Here is a 19,297-nt window from a genome sequence, read left to right as displayed (position 1 = left end):
TAGTTAAGAAAACTTCTATTTGACTTATTAATGAACAAGTTTTAGTTAGTCCAGCACGTTCTGGAGTTACAAATAAACAAGTTTTAGTTAGTCCAGCATGTTCTGGAGCTATAAATGCTTGTTCTGTGATTGACACAGCTTGTTCTGTAGCAACGCACCATCAAAATATAGTCTATCTGGTCGTTTATATACCCCTTGTACCAATTCAATTAATGATTGCAACACATCCTTGGGTAAAGACAGACGCGATGAATCGCGTCTCTACAAATCGTCTATTTGTCGCATTCTTTTTTCAAATTGGTATTACTCTACTCGTTGCAGCTGTGCTACTCTGGGGTCAACAATTTTTTGTCCTAAGCCAGAAAATTTAATTGCTACAGACATCTTATTACCCGTTCCGAAAACATGGGTGATTTCACCAAGACCAAAAGTTTTGTGTAATACTCGATCGCCTACTTGCCAATTCTGCTTCGTGTCTTGCTTTCCATTCGGAGTAGAGGCACTTTTGGTATAACTTTGGCGACTCAGGCGTTGAGTAGTTAATAATTCTTCTGGCAATTCGTCGAGAAATTGCGATCGCACAGCAGGTTCGCGAGAACCATATAAACGACGTTCCCGCGCGTGTGATAAATATAACCTTTCTTGGGCGCGAGTAATCCCTACATAACACAGGCGGCGTTCTTCTTCCAAAGATGCGGGGTCACTTAGCGAACGAAAGCCAGGAAATAGTCCTTGTTCTAATCCCACCAGAAACACTACAGGAAATTCCAAACCTTTGGAAGCGTGTAAAGTCATTAAAGAAACGGCTGTTTGCCCTTCTTTTAAGTTATCTAAATCGGAACTGAGGGCAGCACTATTGAGAAAGTCTCGCAAGGAAATTTCTTCGTTTTCTTCTTGAAATTGCAGCGCAGCGTTGTAAAGTTCCTGAACGTTTTGTACCCGATCTGTGGCTTCATCTGTGCCTTGATTCATCAAGTCTTGAACGTAACCAGAGTCTTCTAATATTCCTTGCAAAACCTCAGTTACCGGAAGCGTAGCGACTTGTCCTTGCCAACGGCTAATCATTTCGGCAAAGTTATTTACAGCTTTTGTCGCCCGTCCAGCTAATGTATTAACTGATGTTTCATCGCTGAGTATTTCCCACAAAGTTGTCCCTAGTTGCCCAGATGCATTTACCAAAGCGTCAATAGTGGTTTTGCCAATTCCCCGCCGGGGAGTATTGATGACTCGTAATAAACTGACTGTATCAGCTGGGTTAGCGATCGCTCTTAAATAAGCTACTACATCTTTAATTTCTTTGCGATCGTAAAATCTCATTCCTCCTACAACTGTGTAAGGAATTTGATATTTCACCAACAATTCTTCAAAGGGGCGAGATTGGGCATTTGTCCGATAAAGTATGGCAAAACTACCCCAGTCTAACTCTGGATTTTGGTTTTTTAAAGTGCTAATTTGATTAATTACAAATGCTGCTTCTGCAAGTTCTTCATCGGCTTTGTGACAAGTAATCTGCTCACCCGTTCCCCGCGTCGCTTTCAGAACTTTATCAATCCGTTGGGTGTTATTTTCAATTAATTCATTAGCCGCTTGCAAAATGTTTTCACAAGAACGATAGTTTTCTTCTAGCTTAACCATCGTTCGGGTGTCATCATCTACCAAACCATCGCCAAAGTCTTCCTGAAATCCTAGCAAGATGGTGAAATCTGCCATCCGAAAGCTGTAAATTGATTGGTCTGCATCACCGACAACAAAAACTGAGCGATTTTCCCATTCCCATTCGCTCTTTTTGGTTTCGCCATTAGTAACTAATAAATTAATCAGTTGATACTGAGTGCGGTTAGTATCTTGGTATTCATCTACGAGGATATGACGAAATTTGCGATGCCAATAACCCAATACCTGCTCGTTTTGTTGAAATAATCTCGTAGGTACAAGAATCAGATCGTCAAAGTCAAGAGCGTTGTTTTGTGCTAACTTATCTTGATATAAATTGTAAACTTGGGCTATTACTCGCCCGCGATAATTGGGTTGATCTCGTTCAAATTCTTGGGGCGATAAACCTTGGTTTTTAGCATTACTAATAGCGTAGCGAACAGAGCGAGCGTCAAACTTCTTATCGTCTAAATTTAGCTCTTTATTAACGATTTCTTTGATCAGACTGATAACATCTGATTCATCAAAGATAGAGAAATTGCGATTCCACTTGCGTCCTTTTTCGTCTACATATTTTTCAATATCAAAGCGGAGAATGCGAGAAAATAGACTGTGGAAAGTGCCACACCATAAGTCTTTGATCGTGTTTTTGTAAACTTGCGATCGCAGTAGTGTTTGTTGGTATTCTGTCAACAAATCCAATCGCTGACCGTGTTGTTTCATCGCCAGTTGTTCGGCAAACAGCCGTTGAATCCGTTCTTTCATCTCCCGCGCGGCTTTATTCGTAAAAGTAACCGCCAGGATATTTTCTGGATCGACACGGTGTTTCAGAATCAGATTTGCAATGCGATAAGTCAGCGCTCGTGTTTTACCGGAACCTGCGCCAGCAACAACTAGCAACGGGCCGCAGTAGTGTTCGACAGCTTGACGTTGGCTGGGGTTAAGGTGACTGAGAAAGTCGATGGTTGTTGTCATAGATGTGAAAAAGCGATGTCTCCGACGGTCACTGAGCGCAGCCGAAGTGCGGGCTACACCTACGCCTGGGGTCACATCAATAGAAAGTCGCTATTGCCCAGATTACAACATCCTAACGAAACTTGGTCAATCGATTTTGGATTTTAGATTTACAATTTTGGATTAACCCCGCTTGACTACAGTCGGGGCTTAGGGATTGAAGAAAAGACGATTTTAGATTTGTTCCGCCCACAAGGGGCGGGGCTATAAAGATTGGGGGCTAACTGACTGTGTTAGCTTTGCAGTGATGATACAGGAGGGGATTACTCAAGCTTTTACATCCGATCGGCATTTTGAGCAAGCAGGATTTACAAAACTGTTGTAAATCAAAAAATACTGGGATTTTGACAACGTTTGTGTCGTAGCAATTTATGAATTGTCCCTACAATACGTTAACTTTTCTACGTAGATAAGTTAGCGACCAATTATTCCTGCGCGTTCTGTCGTAAAATCAGCGACGGGGAATCAAACATCAAAATATGATGAGCAAGCTCTAACTTGTTCTGTTGTCAACAGTAGGGGCAATTAAATTAATAAATTGCCCGAATACGTTTTTCTGGGGACATGACAATGTTTCCTAGACCGTGGTTTATTTGCTTGAAAAACGCTGTAATACCTAACTGAAAGTATAGTCACCAATAAGACTATTCACTCTTTGAGTACCCAATTGACATTAGGTAACAATACAGGATACATCATCATTGAACCGTTAAATTTTTAAAGATGAAAAATTTCTTTAATTGCAAGTTTTACCAGTATAAAGAGGGGTGGATATGGATTTTAGCTTAATTGTATCCAACATTTTGAATCCGCCAATCTTGTTTTTCTTTTTAGGCATGACTGCTGTTTTTGTCAAGTCTGATTTGGAAATTCCCCCACCAGTACCCAAACTCCTTTCGTTGTATTTGCTGTTTGCAATTGGTTTTAAGGGAGGGGTAGAACTAATCAAAAGTGGACTGAATCAGGAAGTAATTCTAACACTCGTGGCAGCAATGATGATGGCTTGCCTTGTTCCAATTTACACCTTTTTTATCCTAAAGGTGAAACTGGATACTTACGATGCTGCGGCGATCGCAGCAACCTACGGTTCTATCAGTGCCGTCACTTTCATCACTGCCGGTGCTTTTCTCACAGAGCTTGGTATTCATTATGATGGTTACATGGTAGCAGCTCTTGCCCTGATGGAATCTCCGGCAATCATTGTTGGTCTGATCTTGGTGAGTATATTCACCGCCGATGAAAAGCGAGAGTTTGCTTGGTCGGAAGTTTTGCAAGAAGCATTTCTTAATAGTTCAGTTTTTCTCCTAGTCGGTAGCCTCTTAATCGGTGTCTTGACAGGAGAACGTGGTTGGCACGTATTAGAACCCTTTGCTCAAGGGTTGTTTTATGGCATTCTCACCTTCTTTTTATTGGATATGGGACTGGTGGCTGCCAGAAGAATTAAAGACTTGCAAAAAACCGGAGTTTTCCTGATTTTATTTGCCATACTAATTCCAATACTCAATGCAGCCATTGGGTTAGCGATCGCCAAATTCATCGGTATGCCTCAGGGAAATTCGCTGCTATTCGCTGTATTGTGTGCCAGCGCTTCTTACATTGCTGTGCCTGCGGCGATGCGGATGACTGTTCCCGAAGCAAATCCCAGCCTATATGTTTCTACCGCTCTAGCAGTCACATTTCCGTTCAATATTATTGTGGGAATTCCGCTATATCTCTACGGAATCAACCTATTCTGGAGGTAATAATATGCACGTAGTTAAAAAGATAGAAATTATCGCCAACTCCTTTGAGCTTGCCAAAATTTTAGATAATTTAGACAAGTCAGGTGTACATAACCATGCCGTCATTAGAAATGTTGTTGGTAAAGGATTACGAGGAACAACAGAAGATTTAGACATGACCATGCTTGATAATGTTTACATTCTCGCGTTTTGTATGCCAGAAGAACTCAAGCGTGTTGTCGAAAATATCAGACCACTCCTAAATAAATTCGGAGGTACTTGTTACGTTTCCGATGTGATGGAAATTCGCTCTGTCAGATGTATCGCGTCTCTGTAAGAGAGTTATAAATTCAATGAAACATTTCATGGAACGTCGTGACTTTTTGAAGTTAGGAATGACCGGGGCCTTTGGGATGATGCTAACTGCCAGCGATTTACTCTGGCGGGTAGAACAGGCTAAAGCTGCCGAAATCCCCTCAACTTCCCCTGAATCTCTCAGTCCCGATGCAGCATTGCAAAAGCTGATTGACGGAAATCAGCGCTTTGTCGCTCATCATCCCCAATACCCCGATCAATCTGAGCTGCGGTTGCACGAAGTTGCTCAAGCTCAACATCCATTTGCAACTATTCTTAGTTGTGCGGATTCACGAGTACCCGCAGAAATTGTTTTCGATCAAGGCATTGGGGACATTTTTGATGTTCGGATTGCCGGCAATATTGCCACACATGAAGCGATCGGCAGTATTGAATATGCAGTTGTCTTATTAAATTCTCCACTGCTGATGGTGATGGGCCATGAGCGTTGTGGCGCAGTAACCGCAGCTGTCCAAAACGAATCGTTACTCGGTGATATTAGTACTTTTGTGAAGGCAATTAAGCCAGCAGTAGAAAAAGTCAAAAGTCAGTCTGGTGATGCAGTTGAAAACGCTGTGGTGGCAAATGTGCAATATCAAATTGAACGATTGAAGCGCTCAAAGCTTTTAACTGAGCAGGTGGAGTCAGGCAAATTAAAAATTGTCGGAGGACGTTACGACTTGGATACAGGGAGGGTGAGTATCATTACTTAATTCACTGGATGAGGGAGCAGGGGAGCAGGGGAGCAGGGAAGCAGGGGAGCAGGGGAGCGGGGAGATGAGGGAGATGAGGGGACAAGGGGACAAGGGGACAAGGAGATAAACAAAACTCCTAACTCCTAACTTTTAACTCCTAACTCCTAACTCAGCACTCCTAATGCCCAATGCCCCATTCAATCCTGCACAGTCATTGGCAGACGAATAGTGAAAGTAGAGCCAATTCCTGGCTGACTTTTGACAATAATTTCACCACCCATCATCTGGCAAAAGTGGCGGCTAATTGCCAACCCCAATCCCGTACCTCCATACTTTTTGGTAGTTGAAGTATCACCTTGTGTAAAAGGTTGAAATAACTGCTGCTGTTGACGGTTAGACATACCGATACCTGTGTCGGTAACGGTGAAAATAATGCTGCCTAAAGGAGCATCCAGCCGGACTTCATCTTTTTCTCTTTTGACTGTCAGCATTATCTTACCGTTTGTAGTGAACTTACTAGCGTTACTTAGTAAGTTTAATAACACCTGCCGCATCCTGGTTTGATCGGCATACATGGTGCCAAGTTGCTCATCAAAATCCACTTCTAAAACATTGGCATTTTTTTCTATAGCTGGCTTGACTGTGAGAACAACGTTATGAATTAGCGTTGCAATCTCGAATGTCTCAGGATACAGGGTCATTTTCCCTGCTTCGATTTTTGACAAGTCGAGGATTTCGTTAATCAAGTGCAGTAGATGCTTACCAGCAGCATTAATTGTTTCTAAGTCGGTGATAAAGTCTGGCGATAAACCAAGATCCGTAGCGTCGTCTTCTAGTAGTTGGCTTAAGCCAATGACAGCATTTAATGGTGTGCGTAATTCGTGGCTGACATTGGCCAAAAATATGCTTTTTGCTTTGCTAGCAGCTTCGGCTAATTCTTTAGCTTGTTGTAGTTCTTTTGTTCGCTCAGATACGCGCTCAATCAGACGATTTAGAGATTTGGCGAGTAGGCCAATTTCATCTTCAGTGGTAACAGGCGCTCGCAAATCAAAATTATGTTTCCTGGCAACTTGTTCAGCTACTTGGGTTACAGTGATCACTGGTTCAGCGATCGCTCGACTAGTACGCCAAGCTACAATAGCTGCGATCGCTACCGAAACCAGCATACTCACGATCACGATGAATCGCTCAACTATTCTCGCCTGCTCAACGGCTTTTTGCCTTTCTTGCTCTTGTTCTTGGGCAGTTTGCAGGATGTTAGTCAAGCTTTGAGAAAGCTGGTCTAACTGCATGGCTGTTTCACCACGCATTATTGTTAATAACTGCGATCGGGCCGAAGAAATCTTCTGAGGCTGCACTTTTGGGGAGTCAATTTTCTGTAAGACAACCTCGATTTGGTCAACGTAGGCTTTTAAATTAGTCTTATAATCCAGCAATAAGGTCTGTAAAGTCGAACTTGTTGCTGCTAGTCTTTTAGGTTTAGTATCGAGAAATCCGCCAATTTTTGACTCTAGTTGCTTGGCTTTTTCAACATTCTTCAGAAAATCAGCTTTTTTGTTTTGCAGTTGTTGTGAATTTTCTAATACAGCAACTAGGTTATAACTATGTAATTGCGCTCCTACTACGGCATCTTTATAATTACTCAGTAGTTGTCCTTGTTCATAAGCTTGATTGAATTGTCTAACTTCCCTTCCTCGGTAGTAATTAGCAATCACTAACCCAGTCAGTGAGCCAAAAAAGCCAATTCCAATAGCTACAAAGTACCCATAACCAATTTTTTGATGGATACGCCAAGAACTAGCTTTGAGTTTCCCTCGTGAAGGAAATTCTATAGTTGGGAGTTCGTCTGTCGATGGCTCTTCGGCTGACACTTTTTTGCTTTTTGAACTGCTGTATATAGGGGTTGGCTTTTGAGGAAAGCATTTCTCAAACCTCCTTGCCTTCCTGCAAAAATAATCAAATTAGTTTAGATTGTCAAAATATCTTAATTAGTCATTAACATCTACATTATCTTCTTTTATCGCAAGAGCAAATCATTGCTTGCTAGATAATTAGTACCACCTTAAATTATATAAGTAAATTTTCCAACTGTTTATCTAAGTATAATTACTATAAAAATAACTTACTTTTTTTAGGATCGATGATATAGTTTCCTCCACCAAAGACCCACCTGAGAGCGTCTTCTCCTGACTACACTACTTTCCACAATATGCGGTTGATAGCAAGCAATGAGTTATTGCGATCGCCTAAGCCACTACTCTACCTTACTGCTTCCTTATAAAATTAATACAATCAGGAAAAAAAACAAAAGGTTTGATACTTATTGGAAATTGGGGATGGGAAGAAGCAGAGGTGCAAAGGGGCATTAGGAGTGCTGAGTAATGAGTAATGAGTTAGGAGTTAAGAGTTAGGAGTTAGGAGTTTTGTTTATCTCCTTGTCCCCTTGTCCCCTTGTCCCCTCATCTCCCCGCTCCCCTGCTCCCCTGCTCCCATATTCAGGCACACCTATCATAAAACAGGTCAAAAGTCTAGTCTATATGGACGGGCAAAAATTTTTATTACGTATTAATATCAATACGAATGCGTGAATTGATGAACGCGGCTTAAGATAGCTTTAATATCGGATAAAATCGGCTTCTAGGCTTATATAAATGAGAAGTAGAGTGATTTTTGCATAATCTGTACTTAGATTTAGTACGATTATGAGCAAATGACACGGAATGGGATAATCACAACCTGAGGATTCCGGTTGATTCCAAAAATAGAACTCAGGAAGTTGATTATAATACATCCTGCTGCTTTCTGAGTTCTATCCTCCTACTGACTGTCTATCTTGTAGTTGATGCAGTAGATAGTATGGGGCAACTATGGTTATAGGACACTAAAACTTTTTGTGCCTTTCACCAAATTGTACTGATTCCCAAGTACATTACCTAATCAACAACCCTTTGGTTGTAATTATCCAGATTAGAAAAACTCAACTGTCAAATTAATAGGAGTGAAAATGCCAGAACAAGAATTTACCGAAACCCAATCTAAAGAGACTACAGTGGCAGAGATCAACAGCCAAACGGGAACCATCACCAAACTCCAGCCTCCGGCACAGCCTCAAGACGAATGGGTAAAATACGGGGAGCAAATTTCTACCTTTTTAGCAACATTACCAGATTATCTAGGAAGCTTCTTTAATCAATATAAGCAACCCCTGGTAACAGTTGGTTTGATTGTAGGATCGATTGTTGCCGTTAAAGTACTCTTGGCAATATTAGATGCTTTGAATGATATCCCTTTGGTAGCACCTACTTTTGAACTGATCGGTATTGGTTACTCTGCCTGGTTTGTTTACCGTTATTTACTCAAAGCCTCAACCAGGAAAGAGTTAACGAGTGAAATCACCACTCTTAAATCACAAGTTGTCGGCAAACAAATTCCAGAAGCTTAATATCTAATTATCGCTTCTCTATGAGACGCTACGCGTAGTATACTCCTGTGTAGAAGTACACCTAATTCCAAATGACTGAAGTCTGAACGCCGATTTTCAGCGTTCAGACTTCTCTCGAAGTTTCTTACGAAGTTTATTAACACTACGACCTGTAAAGGTCGCTTTCTCAAACCTTGGTTTAATTACGAATTACTAATTAGTAATTATTATTGAGGCGAACCTGCGGTGGGCAATTTACCCTTTGGGTTCGGTTTTGGAGTCTGTGGAAGTTCTGGAGATATTTTGGGCGATGCCTGGGTTGGGCTATCCCTACGCACTATATTCGGAGATGTAATTGCCGCCAGTTTGCCCCGTTTGACTAAAGCTTGATGAATCATCGCCGCCACTTCCGCCCGACTAGCTACTTTGTTGGGATCGAGGACTTGGGGATTTGGGTAGTTAACTACCAGACCATTGGTTGTAGCGGCAGCGATTTTACCGGCAGCATAAGGCGGAATATCTTTAGCATCTTTATAGAAACTGATAATCTGATTTGGGGAAGTGGGTGCTTTCAAATTCAACCCACTGACAAGGGCAACTAAAACTTGCACTCGCGAAATATTTTGTTGTGGTTTGAAGGTTTTTTTCGGGTAGCCCTTGAGAAAACCCGCACTGATGGCTTGGTCAATTGCTGAAGTTGCCCAGAATTTTGTTGGTACATCTTGAAATGCGATCGCAGTCTTAGATGGTTCTTGGTCAAAAGCTTTTTCTAGTATGGCAGCAAATTCAGCGCGGTTTACAGGCTGATTTGGTCTAAAAGAATAATCAGGAAATCCTTTGAGAATCCCACGGGCAGAAAGAACGTCTATAAAACGCCTACCCCAAAAGTCATTAGGCACATCGTTAAATGCAATTGGCGGCGGAATGATTGATTTTGGTTTTGCCGGAGTTACTAAAGGCAATGCTGATGATTTGAGTGATGACTCAAGTTCTGTTGCAGGAGATATAGGTCTTTGTGGTTGTGGGGATTGAGTTGGGATTACCAGAATAGATGGTAACATTGCGCGGTAAGGAGTTGCGCTGTTAGTTGGGAATGAAGGTGTCTTGGGTTCAACAACAGCCTCAGGTGGAGAATAGGGTAAAACGCTGTTGGGGACTGTATAAGGTTCTACCTTGGCAGTAGGAGAGGGCAATACTTGATTTGGTTGAACGCTAGGAGATGGAGTAGAGGAAGGCAACAGCAGTCCGTTTAAGTTCCAGCTAGAATCTCTGCGGGACAATGACCAAAAAAGAATCGCTCCGATAGTGGTGAAGGCAACCAGAATGGCTATAAATTCATCAAAGCCAAGGGCAGTTTTTTGAGATGACTCCGGTTCGGAAGGAGGTCTATTTGTCATCGTGATTACCCTGGTAGCAGTAAAATTTGTGTCTAAACAAATTAAGCCACAGATGACTCTTTTACACCAGCCCTTTTTTAATTCGTAATTCGTAATTCGTAATTCGTAATTTGTAGTACGGTATTAGATTTCTGGTTCAACGCCAAGCGATCGCAATTGGGCAGCTAGGCGATCGGCTCTTTGGGATTCTTGTTCGGCTCTTTGGGATTCTTGTTCGGCTCTTTCATCGCCACTCAACAACAAATTCCCTTGTAAATCCCACCAACGCAGCCAGGGTAATTCCACATTCTGATATTTTCCCTGCCATAAGCCTAATTCAACACCCAAAGCAACTATAGGATAATGTCCTCGTTCATTTGCTGGTAAAATCTGATACTGTCCTTCAATCAGATGATAAACTTCTAGGCTGGCTTTACTCGCTTCATAAATGCCGTAGAAGGCAGGACGAATCACCTGCTCATAAATCCAAAATTTACCCTTCAAAGGAGTTTTATCTCGTTCTTCACTACCGTCCCCAGAGACAAATTCTAAGACAATCAACGGGGCAATAAATTCTCGCCACATCACATAAGAACGTCGGGTTTGCCCATTGAGCAAAAACGGTACATTCGGGACATAAAACCAATCTGGTGCTTCCGCGCCTTTTTCAAGGGGATCGGTCAAGCGCCAGTAAATGCCTAAGTCCTGCCCTATACAGTATTCACCTTCAGGATTTAATTGCTTGAGGATGGGTGTAATTGAGTCAGTTAGTAGAAGGCTTTGGGGATGCTCTTGCCAATTTTTCACAAAAGTACCATTGGACTCAGGAAGCTGGGTATGATCGGGGAAGGGGAAAGGAGCCAGAGCGTTGGGTGGATCGGTTACAGAAGTCATAACGCTACCTTTGCACTTTTGGTAAAGGTTATTTTTAAGTTTAGCTTGCGTAGGCGTAGCCCGCACTTCGGCTGCGCTCAGTGACCGTCGTAGACATCGCTTTCTCAATATTCTCCACCCGGATTATAAATTGCCCGCCAATTACTTCCAGTCGCCTGAGAAAGATTTTCAGCTTGATAGACCATTAGTTTTATTAGATACCTAAACTAAAACCGGATTTTGAGGGTGGCAGAATGTAAAATATTAACTTATTCTTTACCTGTCTTTGAAAAAATCAGGGTGTCTAGTGCCAGAAGAATTTAGTTGCCAAATCTCACCGCCATTTTTGTCTGAGGGTAGCGATCGCGATCTTGGTTTAGATTCAACTCTCCAAGAACTACCAATGTATAACTTCTCGGTGGAAATCAGCCACACCGGGATGGAAGTGGCTAGTTTTTTGGACAAATACCCCTTGTTACCAGGAGTAATTTTGGTAGAACAGGGACAGTTTATTGGGATGATTTCGCGGCGGCGACTACTAGAATTTTTGATTCGTCCATTCGGACAAGAGTTATTTGTTCAGCAACCATTAGCTGTTCTCTACAGCTATGTGCGGACACCGATGTTGCTTGTTACTGATACAACATCGATTTTAACAACAATGCAACTTAGCTTAAAGCGATCGCCAGAATTATTAGCAGAACCAATTGTCGTAGAAACGGAATCTGGCGCTTATAGATTGTTAGATGTCCAAGAATTGAATATTATTTCTTGGCAAATTCGGGGAATCGACAATCTGATTCGTTATGAACGCAGTCAAGCCCAAATGATTCAAAATGATAAAATGGCAAACTTGGGGCGTTTAGTAGACGGCGTAGCCCACGAAATTTTAGATCCAGTGGGTTTTATTTGGGGGAACATAATTTATGTTTCAAACTACAGTCAAGATTTACTCAAACTCATAGCAGCTTACGACCGAGAGTTACCATCAGCTTCTCAGGCAATTAATCAGATTAAAGAAGAAATTGAATTTGATTTTTTAGAACAAGATTTGTCGCGATCGCTCGCTAGTATTCGCACAGGAGCGGAAAGATTAAAAAAACTCGTTACTAGCTTGCAAAACTTCTGTCACATTGATGAGCTTTTTCCCAAACCAGTAGATTTACACGCCTGTATAGATAGCATCATTTTATTAATTAATAGCCGTCTTCAAGGAGAAATTGAAATCGTCAAATACTACGGTCAATTACCTCCAGTATATTGCTTTATGGGGCAATTAAACCAGGTTTTGATGAATATTTTAAGTGAAGTTGTGGATACTTTACTCAATGAAGCAGTGCGACAGCAGTTACATTTAGAAGAGACAAAGACTGTTCAAAAACCCCGAATTGAGATTACCACAGAAGTTATATCACAAGAAGCAAGCAACCCAGATGCACCCGATTCTCGCTGGGTTTTAATTCGCATTGCTGACAATGGCTCTGGAATGTCTGAAGAATTACAACAGCAAATTACGGAGTCTTTTTCTCTGGAAACAAAGAATGGTAAAAATACTGGTTTAGCAGTAAGTTATCGAATTATCACTGTGAGACATGGCGGTAAATTGAATTTTCATTCACAGATTGGTATAGGTACAAAATTTGAAATATTGTTACCTTTGGTGTAGCAATATGCTTTTAGGAAAATAACCTAAATGTAAATATTTTATTTTATAAATATAGCGGTTATCGAATAGAAGCAATACACTTTGACCTTTCTCCAAACCTCTCTCCTAAAAGGCTACGGTATACACACAAGTCTGAAATAGCTGATTAACCAAGTTTTTACCCCACCCTAACCCTCCCCTTGGAAAGGGGAGGGAACTAGATTTCCGGTTTCCCCCCTTTCCAAGGGGGGATTAAGGGGGGTAGCCCTTTCAAGGTGACGAACAAAGATACATTGTTTCAGTGTTTCAGTCCTACCATTTTGAATCCTCCGCCGAGATTTTGGGATTTTTGAATATTGAAATTACCAATTTTCGTTTTAAATTTCACCACCTTGAAAGGGCTGGATTAAGGGGGGTTAGGTCTGTATTGGACTCAACCGAGAAGCGCTATAGGTTCTAAGCTCCTTGTTTGTCTATTTATTTGTAGGTTGTGTTCAAGGATAAAACTCAATATTTACTTTGGCATCGAAATTATAAAGAATACTTTCAGTAACTTCACCTTAACTTCATTTGTTGACAAAATTCATTAAGGAAAATGCTTAAATGCTTTCTCAAAATGCTTGATTACTTTCTCATTTCGGTAAATTTAGCAAGCAAAAAGGTATATTGCTTTCTCAAAATGCTTAAATGCTTTCTCATTTTAGTAGATTCAGCAAACAAAAAGGCATATTGCTTTCTCAAAATGCTTGATTACTTTCTCATTTCGGTATATCGCGTATTTATTTTGGTAGATTCAGCAAGCATTAAATTGGAGGGTGCGTTAAAACAGGCGTAACGCACTAATAAATGCAGTGCGTTACGGCTAGAACACCAATTAATTAAAATGTCTTTTGCAGCAAGCTTTCGCCACGTTGATAAATTTCCCGCGCGTGATCAGTCCAAGCGCCTTGCCCCCAATAACGAAAGCAACTAGTTTGCAGCAAAAGGTTATGTAGAAGAACGTTACGGTATTGAGATTGTCTAGCAATCGGTTCTGCTGAGTCAGTTTGCAGTAATGGATCGATCTTTTGATGAAATAAACTGCTTAATTGATACATGGGAGATAACACATTTTCATATCCTTTTACCCAACTGATATGATTTGTCCACGAGGCTCCATCCAGATGAAAATTAGAGTTTGTTTGCTTTAATTCTTGAATTGCATTCTCTACAGCTTCCGGTTGAATATTATCTGGTGAAATTCGCTCCCAAATCTGATATTGTCCCACTGGCTGACAAGTTGGATAATCTTCAGGTTTGCATCCTGCTGCTTCGATTAATTCTAAATATTCTGTACCACACACACCAACAATACCTGATTTTCCTCCGCCGTTATTGACCATATCCCACCAAGCTTGTTTAAAAGCGCTAGGAAATTCATTCATCATCACGCCGCCATTTTCACCATCGCCGATTTGGCTAACTATTGGTGGTACAGACACATTACCAAGTTGTTGTTTGGATAATGTTTTTGCTTCATAATAAGGCTGCATCTGAGCAACTAATTTAGTATCAGAACCTTGGGTTTTAATTAAAGCTGTGATGCTAATTGTTTCGCCTTGAGAATTCCGGGCAATTAGACGATGTGGTAAATGTTTATAAGTGAGAGATTGACCAGTAAGGGTTTCTACAGAATGTTCTTGAACAAGTAACCAGCGATATCCACATTCTTTCAGCGCTTTCACAAATTCATAGAGAGCATCAGGGTGATTGGGTAGGTGCATTTCTGGGGGCGAAAATCCTTTGACTCGCGCTAGTGCTTCCCAGCCAAAAATTGCTGCAAAGTGATGTTGCCATGCAACGATATGTAATTTAATATCTGCTATGGGTGTGGAAGGAATAACTGCATGACCCCACATTGTACCCAGCCATTCTACATAAGGTTGGTAGGTGCGATCGCAAGTAATACGTTTAAGATTATCGAGAACATCACCGCGTCCCATTTGCCGCAGTCCCCACAGAAGATTACCAGAGTAATCCAACATTACACGCGGATTGCAACCTTGATTTACCAGTTCGGGGATCAAGTCACCCATGCGCCTGTAACAATAGGCAAAAGGATCTGCATTGTGGTTATCCCCTTCATGGGGATGCTCAAACATATATTGCAGATTGCTGATCAGTGTACCGCCATTTCCAGCAGGTATAGTTGGCTGGTGCATGTGCAAAGCGATCGCAAACACAGCATTTACATCTTCTAAACGAATATTCGTTGTTGGTAAAAATACTGGTCGATCTTGGTTAACCACAGAGAGAACCTCTGTTTCCCAACCAGAAATATTCGGCAAGCCATCAATGATTTCGGGCAAAGGAGTCAGGGTTGTGGGGAAGGAAAGCATTTCTGATTGCTCCGAAACAAGGTATGTCTCATTATGCGATCGCCCAGCAATTTCTGAACTGCAACTTTATTTATTGATGCAAACTGCGATCGTCTCAATAGTCCCGCAATATCTGTGTTGTTCAACAGTTTTGATATCGCACTTGTATAAAAAACACTAAAAAATATACAGTAATTCTATTTAATGTTGTTGCTATAAGCGTACATTTGTACCTCCCTATAGCTGATTCATTATGTTGCAAATATTTTTGAAAATGGTATGATACAACTCAAAATTCAGAAATTCAGATTTCATCTGGCTTTCTGGGCTTGAATCTGTTTCCCTCTTTTAAATAAGCTCTAAAATCCACAGAAACTATAAACATTAAATATTATTTTTTATCAATATAAAATTTTCTATTCTATGCTTTACGCAAATTTAATTTTAGGAGGAGTCTAATGAAACTAAAACAATTTGGAATTACATTTTTGAGCGTTTGTATTGCTGCTTTTTCAGGAATAAAAGCAGCAGAAGCGGCATCATTTTCAGTAATTGCCGACGATCTTAATAGTCCACGGGGTCTAAGTTTTGGCCCTGACGGCAGTCTCTATGTCACAGAGGCAGGAACAGGTGGAAGTGGAGCTTGTGTTCCTTCACCGAGTGCCGCAGGTCAATCTTTATGTTATGGCACAACTGGTGCAGTCACCAAAATTAGAAATGGTACACAAGAGCGTATACTTACAGGACTTCCTTCTTTAGCATTACCAAATGGTACTGATAGTAGTGGGCCTCAAGATATCAAATTTGATGCTACTGGCAAGCCTTATATTGCAGTTGGGTATGCTTCCGATCCTACATTTCGCGCCACATTAGGTAACACTGACTTAGGAAAAATCATTACTGCTAATTTCAATACAAATTCTTGGACTAGTGTGGCTGATTTAGCTAATTATGAACTTGCAAATAATCCCGATGGTGGCGATCTAATTAGCAATCCCTTCTCTCTTCTTTTAGATGGAAATAAGATTGTTGCAGTTGATACTGGTGCTAATGAGTTACTCAGTGTCGGGACTGATGGAAGTAATTTGAAAGCGATCGCCACAATTCCCCGCCAGACATTAACTAATCCAGTTTTTCCCACTGGTGCATCGTCATCGCCATTTGAAATTCAAGCAGTACCCACAAATATCGCCAAAGGCCCAGATGGCGCTTATTATATTAGCCAATTAACTGGTTTTCCTTTTCCCGAAGGTGAAGCAAAAATCTACCGAGTTGGTGCTGATGATAAACCAACAGTTTATACTGATGGCTTTACCCAACTTACTGACTTAGATTTTGATAGTCAAGGTAATTTATATGCTTTGCAGTACGCCAATCAGTCACTCTGGAAAGGTAATCTAGATGGTTCTGTAATTAAAATAGCTCCTGATGGGACTCGCACAACTATTCTTAGTGGCAATGGATTAGAGTCTCCTACTGCTTTGACTATTGGTGCTGATGATGCTATCTACGTGACAAACCGAGGCGATGGCCCTGGACTTGGACAAGTTATCAAAATTGAGAATTCCAAGTCTGTTCCTGAATCTACTTCTACTTTCAGCTTATTAGCATTTCTTGGCACTGCGAGCCTTACTTTTTTGCACAAGGGTAAAGCCAAAAAACTGAAGATTTCGGAGAAGTTTATTCAGGAGTGTTGAGTCAATACGGTTCGGATAAGATCCCCCCGCCTACGGCGACCCCCTTAAAAAGCTACGGTGTACACACAAGTCAAATTACCCCCCTTAATCCCCCCTTGTAAAGGGGGAAATAAGCAATCTAGTTCCCTCCCCTTTAGGACTTACGCATTGACAGAAAAGCGAAAATAACAGGTATCGTTTTCAAGGCTTCTAGCTAGGTTTTTCAATCATATTTTGGCGATCGCCAGCAATCAAAAGCGCCCTTCAAAAGCCTAAAACGACCTATTTACGTTAATACACAAGATGCTTCTTTTGTACAGTGCGTAAGTCCTACCCTTTACAAGGGGAGGGTTAGGGTGGGGTAAAACCTTGAGTTAATCAGCTATTTCAGACTTGTGTGTACACCGTAGCCTTAAAAAGGGGGTAAAGAGGAGAAAAAGCCCTGCTTTTTAAGGGGGGTTGGGGGGATCTTCGAGAGAGAAATATGTTAATCGAACTGTATTGAGTATTGAGTCTGCGATCGCCCTCGGCGTCTCCCCTTCTCTACGAGACGCTACGGGAAGGGGTAAGTTTTTCAATCAGTCGTTGTCTGCTTGGTGCTGGCGGTGTTGCTATGCATAAAATTAGCTCTAACAACCAAGGGGCAAGGCGTTGACACAACACAGCTAAATGACTTTGCCATCCGACTAAAATTTCTGATGAATCATTCTGCATTCCGGTGACGAGTGCTTTAGCCACTTGCTGGGGAGTCATGGGGATTACCCAGCGGAATAATTTTAAGTCGCGCACCATGTCTGTGTCTGTCAAGGAAGGCAGTAATGCAATCACGCGGATATTGTGTTCGGCTAATTCTTGGCGCAAGGCTTGGGTAAATCCTAAGATGGCAAACTTGGTTGCTGAGTATGTCGCCATCGTTGGTGCTGCAACTTTCCCCATCAAGCTCGATACATTGACAATTGTCCCTTGTCTTTGACTGGCCATGCGTCGAGCAATCAAACTAGTGAGGTTGTACATCCCTAACAAGTTCACCGAAATTTCTTCTTGAACTTGGGGCATTTTAGATTGCAAAAACGAACTTTGATATGCGACTCCCGCACAATTAACCAGCAGATGAATCTGTCCGTAATTGCGCCAGAGTTGGGCAACAGCGATATTTACTTCAATTGTCTGCGTCAAATCTAAAGCCACGATCGCAGCTTCTGTACCCATCGCCTCGATTTCGTTGGCTACCTCCACTAACTTGCGGCGATCGCGTGCTATCAATATCATCCGCTTGATGCCTTGTTGCGCTAATTCGATGGCGATCGCTCGTCCAATTCCACGCGAAGCCCCTGTAATTAGGGCAACTTTACCTTGAATCTCCATTAGTTTTATTCTCCAAAATTTAAGTCTTACCAAACTCCTCGTTATTGCCGATACACACAAGCAAGAGCTACTTGCTTGTCGGCACAAAGTAAGACAAATAATCAATCGCAATTGAAATCAAACTGAAACTAAGCCTTTAGCAACGAGACATTTCTTGGTTAATCTGCAATCCCTCATAGTTGTCTATATGAGGCAGAAATTTCTCGTTTTGAACCCGTCAAAGCCTAACACACTTGGCTGAATGGGTATAGCTCATAGATTTTATTTCTCCTAGATCCGAGCGTTCATCAGCATTGCTGTCATACACACGTTAGCAATTAAATCAAGCTATTGCAATATTCTTTAATAAGAATTTCTTAATACTTTTTAACGACAAGTATATATATACAAAAGATTTTATTAAATAAGTTTTTATGAATCCCTCAGCATAAATATCTCATTTTCCTGACAAATAGCCCTGTTTTAGGAAATTGCTATATCTAATTCATGGTTTAGAAACAAAAAAGACATATAGGATTTTGGCTGATGGTTGCAATAGTTAGAGTTTTTAACTCACAAAATTACATCAGTATATTTACTGCATATTTACTATTTTATTGAAAATAAAGATTGATGACCTTTATTGATTGAAAATAATCAAAAATGGCTAGATTGTTGTCTAAAATTATCTGCCAAAATTTTAGGATAAATAGTAATTTATTTAGGTTTAGCTTTGAGTTCATCAAAGTAATGCTTGAGACTTGCTTTGTCTATAACCAACTTCAATCATTCATGAATAATAAGATCCTCGACTTTTTAGAGAAGTCGGGGATCTAACTGTAAGTCAACATGATTCCTAATTGATGATTCTGCCTAAAGTCGTATTCCGTAAATTTACGTAATTAGAAATTATTACCCCACGCTTAAATCGGCTTACTCGCAGCAAGGATGGATATCAATACTGCTCGGTTAAGAATATTTGTAAAACAGATACCTCGAAGTCATGTTGAGGTACTCCAAAGTCGTGTTGAGGTACTCCAAAGTCGTGTTGAGGTACTTCAAAGTCGTTTTGAGGTACTCCAAAGTCGTGTTGAGGTACTTCAAAGTCGTTTTGAGGTACTCCAAAGTCGTTTTGAGGTACTCCAAAGTCGTTTTGAGGTACTCCAAA

Annotated in this window: 13 protein-coding genes; 6 read left to right on the top strand and 7 right to left on the bottom strand. The window is 41.0% G+C overall.

The annotated features are described in order from the left end of the window. Nucleotides 1-303: 303 nt before the first annotated feature. Nucleotides 304-2,628 (bottom strand): DNA helicase PcrA, encoded by a 2,325-nt coding sequence (pcrA, locus tag RM049_RS32230; RefSeq protein ID WP_322691424.1) that lies wholly within the window; start codon nt 2,626-2,628, stop codon nt 304-306. An 812-nt stretch (nt 2,629-3,440) separates the two neighbouring features. Here pcrA and RM049_RS32225 point away from each other — a divergent pair. The 3 genes from RM049_RS32225 to RM049_RS32215 are packed head-to-tail and all read left to right on the top strand — an operon-like array spanning nt 3,441 to nt 5,455. Next, nucleotides 3,441-4,409: a sodium-dependent bicarbonate transport family permease gene (locus RM049_RS32225; RefSeq protein ID WP_322675212.1), complete on the top strand. Its 969-nt coding sequence runs from the start codon at nt 3,441-3,443 to the stop codon at nt 4,407-4,409. Between the two features lie 4 nt (nt 4,410-4,413). Beyond that, nucleotides 4,414-4,725, top strand: coding sequence for a P-II family nitrogen regulator (locus RM049_RS32220; RefSeq protein WP_289799207.1), 312 nt, complete (start codon nt 4,414-4,416; stop codon nt 4,723-4,725). A gap of 28 nt (nt 4,726-4,753) precedes the next feature. Further along, nucleotides 4,754-5,455 carry a carbonic anhydrase gene (locus RM049_RS32215; RefSeq protein ID WP_322675222.1) on the top strand — a complete coding sequence of 234 codons (702 nt, stop codon included), beginning with the start codon at nt 4,754-4,756 and terminating at the stop codon, nt 5,453-5,455. Nucleotides 5,456-5,634: 179 nt separating this feature from the next. Here RM049_RS32215 and RM049_RS32210 read toward each other — a convergent pair whose 3' ends face one another. Then, nucleotides 5,635-7,308 (bottom strand): sensor histidine kinase, encoded by a 1,674-nt coding sequence (locus tag RM049_RS32210; RefSeq protein ID WP_322685060.1) that lies wholly within the window; start codon nt 7,306-7,308, stop codon nt 5,635-5,637. Between the two features lie 1,133 nt (nt 7,309-8,441). Between RM049_RS32210 and RM049_RS32205 the strand changes: the two genes are divergently transcribed. Beyond that, nucleotides 8,442-8,879: a CAAD domain-containing protein gene (locus RM049_RS32205; RefSeq protein WP_322675214.1), complete on the top strand. Its 438-nt coding sequence runs from the start codon at nt 8,442-8,444 to the stop codon at nt 8,877-8,879. Nucleotides 8,880-9,085: 206 nt separating this feature from the next. On the opposite strand, the gene RM049_RS32200 is transcribed toward RM049_RS32205, so the two are convergent. After that, nucleotides 9,086-10,255 (bottom strand): S-layer homology domain-containing protein, encoded by a 1,170-nt coding sequence (locus tag RM049_RS32200; RefSeq protein ID WP_322707081.1) that lies wholly within the window; start codon nt 10,253-10,255, stop codon nt 9,086-9,088. Nucleotides 10,256-10,378: 123 nt separating this feature from the next. Then, nucleotides 10,379-11,128, bottom strand: coding sequence for a Uma2 family endonuclease (locus RM049_RS32195; protein ID WP_322675216.1), 750 nt, complete (start codon nt 11,126-11,128; stop codon nt 10,379-10,381). 286 nt (nt 11,129-11,414) lie between these two features. On the opposite strand from RM049_RS32195, the gene RM049_RS32190 reads away from it, so the two are divergent. Continuing rightward, on the top strand, nt 11,415-12,773 hold the full coding sequence (locus RM049_RS32190) for a sensor histidine kinase (protein ID WP_322707080.1): 1,359 nt from the start codon (nt 11,415-11,417) through the stop codon (nt 12,771-12,773). Nucleotides 12,774-13,630: 857 nt separating this feature from the next. Here the strand turns inward: RM049_RS32190 and RM049_RS32185 are convergent. Next, the gene (locus tag RM049_RS32185) at nt 13,631-15,130 is read right to left on the bottom strand and encodes a glycosyl hydrolase family 57 (protein ID WP_322707079.1); all 1,500 of its coding nucleotides are present in this window, start codon (nt 15,128-15,130) and stop codon (nt 13,631-13,633) included. A gap of 437 nt (nt 15,131-15,567) precedes the next feature. Here RM049_RS32185 and RM049_RS32180 point away from each other — a divergent pair, with 437 nt between their 5' ends. Then, the gene (locus RM049_RS32180) at nt 15,568-16,806 is read left to right on the top strand and encodes a ScyD/ScyE family protein (protein ID WP_322707078.1); all 1,239 of its coding nucleotides are present in this window, start codon (nt 15,568-15,570) and stop codon (nt 16,804-16,806) included. A gap of 522 nt (nt 16,807-17,328) precedes the next feature. Here the strand turns inward: RM049_RS32180 and RM049_RS32175 are convergent. Both RM049_RS32175 and RM049_RS32170 read right to left on the bottom strand, forming a co-directional pair. Then, entirely contained in the window at nt 17,329-18,150 is an 822-nt protein-coding gene (locus tag RM049_RS32175) for an SDR family NAD(P)-dependent oxidoreductase (RefSeq protein ID WP_322707077.1), read from the bottom strand. A gap of 934 nt (nt 18,151-19,084) precedes the next feature. Further along, nucleotides 19,085-19,297, bottom strand: a 213-nt coding sequence (locus RM049_RS32170) for a hypothetical protein (protein ID WP_322707076.1), incomplete at its 5' end; no start/stop codon positions are given.

This window comes from Nostoc sp. DedQUE04 (assembly GCF_034530995.1).
In the GTDB taxonomy this organism is placed as follows: domain Bacteria; phylum Cyanobacteriota; class Cyanobacteriia; order Cyanobacteriales; family Nostocaceae; genus Nostoc.
Note: the sequence above shows the minus strand (reverse complement) of the source record. Positions and strands in the feature narration are given on the sequence as shown.